Genomic DNA, 2954 nt, shown 5'->3' on the forward strand with positions numbered 1-2954 from the left:
GGGCCACCTAACGTCGTCGCCAACTCGTGATAGTGACGCACGAAGGTGAAAAACGTCTCGCCGTTAATGATCGGCTGATCGATCTGGTGAGGATAATCGACCGGCTTAAGCATGCCGAAACGCACCAATGCCGCGTTCTCCTGACGGAAGTCCTCCGTGAAGTTCTTGGCGTATAACAACGGCCTCGCCCAGTGGTTGTGGGAGTTTTGCGGATCGCTTTTTCGTACTCCCTTGAACGCGTCAATGTCAGCAGTCCGCATACCGCCATCAGGGACGTCTCGTCCGGTACTCCACCGCTTGATCTTAAAGAGATAGTCAGAGAACAGCGCACTAACCTCGGCTGGCTTGATTGCTTCCCAGAGGGCGACCATCTGGCGTCTGGTGTCCTCGGAGACTGTCTCAGAGTCCATCTCGCGGATGTGAAACGCCTTCAGCAGATCGGTCGGGTCCAGCGCTTTCCCCCTCGTGTTCTGCGAGTCGAACATCTGGAAGGCTTCGTCGATGTTCACCAGCCGCAAGACCACCACCTCACACGATTGGAGAAAGAAGCTGGTGAAAGCATCCCGGTCTGTCGCAGTCCACCGGTCAATTGTCTCGCGGAGGTACGCGGAGTTCTCAGTGAGGCGCTCGTGCGTCGTGGTCAATCCGTACTCAGAAACAGTGTGGCCCACGAGCGATTTCTGGTCGATCTGCTTGGAGCCCGCGCAACCCAGGGCGTGCGCGATAAGCACGAAGGTAACGAAGCGCTGCTGACCGTCAACTATGTTCAAGTCGTGATCTTCATCCTCGTGGAGGATGATCGATCCAAGCCGGTAGGCACCTCGGTGCATGAAAATCTGAACATCGTCGACGAGTTGAGCAACGTTTCGCACATTCCACTTGTACGGACGTTGGTAGTCAGGAATGCGCACATTCTCCTCACGAAGAAGGTCGCCGACCTTCCACACCTCCACGTTCAACTGCTCAGCGTCGCTTGTTGTCAAAGTCTCCACATCGCCAAAGCTACCGAGGGATCACTTCGCTAGACGGTGCTTGCGGGAACCCACTCGTAAATCGCGGCGTAGGTCTCAGTTCGCCTGGGCAATTCGACCGTAGGCGGCTCGACGGCCACTGCACATCGGCGAACCCAATTTTATCCCGAGCGCTCGCTGAATTTCACTGGGTTGGCTGGAGTCTCCATCGTTTGGAAACGAGGATGGACTCATGCCGAAGGACACCAACCCGAGCAAGCCGACCACGCGTCGCCACAGCTCTGAAGAGAAGGCTGCCGCGGTGCGGATGGTCAGGACCCTGCGGGCCGTGCTGGGCACCGATCACGGCACGGTGAAGCGGGTGGCGACCCAGCTCGGGTACGGCACCGAGTCCGTGCGGTCCTGGGTGCGTCAGGCTGATGTAGATGAAGGCCACGTGGCGGGGGTCAGTACGAGCGAGTCCGCGAGGATGAAAGCCCTCGAGCAGGAGAGCCGCGAGTTCAAGCGGGCAAACGGGATTCTCAAGAGGGAAGCGGGCGGAGCTCGGAAGAAACCCTGGTATCGGCATCAGGCGGAGTCTGACGTTGAATTTTCCGGTGGCTTGATCTTATTGACGACCTCGCAATGAGGTACAAAGTTGCTCAGACGCGGATGGTTCAGTAGAGCGTCTCTAATCTTGGCAATGGGAACGTCCAGCTGACGAAGAACCGCAAGGTAAGTCACGAGATGCACGGTCTTGGCGACGGCGTAGAGCTGCGAATGGTCAGTGATTGATTTCTTTTGCTTCGCACCGCCGTGAGCGACGTGGTTTCGTGCCCATACTGACCACTTTGCCCAGTTTTCGACGTCGAGTCCGAGTTGTTTCTGCACGTCGGCAGGCAGTGATTCATGCAGTGCGTGGAGGCGAACACTGAGCGTGGCCTCGGGATTGCCCAGACACCACGTGTGGAAGCCCTCGGCCGCGGCGAGCACCTGGCTGACGTACTGCTCTGTGAACCTGGGCGCATACCCGCAGTGTCCGATGATGACGTTCCATGCGTAGTCGGCATGGTGGACGGTGGTGAGGGACTCTCGTGTCGCCAGATATTTCGCGAGCGGAACGTCTGCGAAGTCAAAGACCACGGACTCGGGTTCGTGCGGCGCGGTCGGTGCGGCGTCCTCACCGATCCTGGTCAGCAGCGAGATATTCTCGCCATCGATGGTGCTCAGCGCGATCTTCTCGACTCCGCAGGAATCGAACGTGGCCAGACGTACGAGGTCGATAATCGGCGACATGCGATCGACGAAGTCGGAGGCGCTTCCCGCAGCACCATCCGAGCGCCGGATGCTCGCGCTCGCCCCGACCGATAAGTTGATCACCGGGCCACGGCGCTGGCGGTTCGTCATTAGGTCAAGTTTGAGATCCGGCATGGCTTCTGTTGCGGGGCTGATCCACGGTGCGGTAGCCCGAGTGTTCAGCGCATAGCAGACATCGTCGGTGTTTGCAGCGACGCATTCGTTCCGGTTCCCGCCGATTACAGGAAGGACGTAAGGCAACAGAAAGGTTCCGTTGTCGAGGCGTTCTCTGGGGTTGTCGACTCCTTCAATATTTGCCCACTTTGGTGGGCACAGGCGAGGGTCGTCGATCATGTAATAGAGTTCGTCGAGGACGATTTCCGCGTTCGCGAATTTGCTCTCGTCAGGGCTGACGATATGGTCGCCGATACAGACCCACTGCGCTGACCAGAACTCTTCTCGGACCTGGTGGCCGAATCCGTTGACGGTGTACTTGCCTCGTTGCGCGTCCCATATCGAGATCTTCCGACCGGAGGGCGTTTCGCCATAGATCGTGCCTGGCCGCACATCGCCGATCATCCGTGTGGTGTGGAAGCCAGAGCCATCCTGATCGGGCTGGTACTCGGGCGGGGGAGAGAATCCGCCGAGCAGTTCGAGTGTCGCGCCGCCTGTTGGTTCCCAAGTGAGGATGCCGGGCAGTCGATTGTC

Annotated in this window: 2 protein-coding genes and 1 pseudogene; 1 reads left to right on the plus strand and 2 read right to left on the minus strand. The window is 58.7% G+C overall.

All coding sequences use genetic code 11. From position 1 onward, the window contains the following. On the minus strand, positions 1–992 hold a 992-nt coding region (locus DCI01S_RS16215), incomplete at its 3' end, for a DUF262 domain-containing protein (RefSeq protein WP_156482663.1). A 211-nt stretch (positions 993–1203) separates the two neighbouring features. Here DCI01S_RS16215 and DCI01S_RS16220 point away from each other — a divergent pair. Next, positions 1204–1518 (plus strand): annotated as a pseudogene (locus tag DCI01S_RS16220) (transposase); the annotation flags it as partial. 20 nt (positions 1519–1538) lie between these two features. On the opposite strand, the gene DCI01S_RS17665 reads toward DCI01S_RS16220, so the two are convergent. Next, a partial coding sequence (locus DCI01S_RS17665; RefSeq protein WP_218001333.1) for an ApeA N-terminal domain 1-containing protein occupies positions 1539–2954 on the minus strand: 1416 nt, incomplete at its 5' end.

It is taken from the genome of Dietzia cinnamea NBRC 102147 (genome assembly GCF_001571065.1).
GTDB classification, from domain to species: domain Bacteria; phylum Actinomycetota; class Actinomycetes; order Mycobacteriales; family Mycobacteriaceae; genus Dietzia; species Dietzia cinnamea.